Annotated in this window: 1 protein-coding gene; it reads left to right on the top strand. The window is 49.5% G+C overall.

Going from position 1 to position 1,194, the window contains the following annotated elements:
* Positions 1 to 947, top strand: a 947-nt coding sequence (locus tag LZP73_RS19160; protein ID WP_234236508.1) for a transposase, incomplete at its 5' end; no start/stop codon positions are given.
* Positions 948 to 1,194 lie beyond the last annotated feature (247 nt).

Consider the following 1,194-nt stretch of genomic DNA (forward strand, 5'->3'; position numbering starts at 1 on the left):
TTGAAGACACGCCCTATTACCACTGCTGTAGCCGGGTGGTGCGGCGCGCCTTCCTGTGCGGTGATGATGCCTATTCGGGGAAGAACTATGACCATCGCCGGGGCTGGGTAGAGTCACTGCTCTTTGAGCTTGAAGCTGTTTTTGCCATTGATGTGGCTGCTTTTGCGGTGATGTCAAACCATCTGCATGTTGTGTTGCGTATTGATATTGATACTGCCAACCGTTGGAGTGACATAGAAGTGCTGGAGCAATGGCACAAACTGTTTAAAGGCGATGAGTTAACCCGGAAATTTGCCCGTGGCGGGTTGGTTGAAGCATACGAGGTGACCAGGTTAAAGCACGCCATCGCGACCTATCGCAGCCGGCTATGTGATATATCGTGGTTCATGCGTTGTCTCAATGAGCCGATAGCTAGGCAAGCAAATCAAGAAGATAACTGCTCAGGCCGTTTCTGGGAGGGGCGCTTTAAGTCGCAGGCGTTATTGGATGAGGCCGCAGTATTAGCCTGTATGGCCTATGTCGATCTGAATCCCATCAGAGCGAAGATGGCGACTACCCCAGAGCAGTCCAATCACACCAGCATTCAACTGCGTGTTCAGGCAGCCTTGAAAGGCGAACAACCCTCGAACCTACTGCCTTTTATTGGCAACGAGCGCGATAACCAGCCTAAAGGTATTGCGTTTGCGCTCCGGGATTATCTTGGATTGGTTGATGATACCGGACGCATTATCCGAGATGACAAGCGTGGCGCTATCGGTGAAAACAGCGCTAAGTTGCTAACAAGATTGAATATCCCGCAAGAAAACTGGCTAAGGCTCACCACTGAATTTGGCAAGCTGTTCCATGGTCCCGTGGGGACTCAGCAAGAACTCAGCAGCTATTGTGAACATTTAGAGAAGCGACGACGGCATTTCTCCGCCTGTTGTCGGCACCTCAACGCGGGCTGACGTTAACTTCATTTTTCAAGCGATACCTTTCAAGACCCCATCTTAGGAAATGGGTTGAGTGACCGATGCCAAAAATCACTGTTTTTGAATAAATTAGCCCTGTGGTGTCAATCTTCCCCGCAGGGCAAGATCATGAACGTTTTTTTGCCTACCCTCTAAACAGTATTGACCCACGGAGTCCTCTGTGATCTTATGTCTCCTTTTTTTTGGGGCATGAGCATGAATATCGACATTATTAAGCAGCATT

Source organism: Shewanella sp. AS16, assembly GCF_021412365.1.
Lineage (GTDB): Bacteria > Pseudomonadota > Gammaproteobacteria > Enterobacterales > Shewanellaceae > Shewanella > Shewanella salipaludis.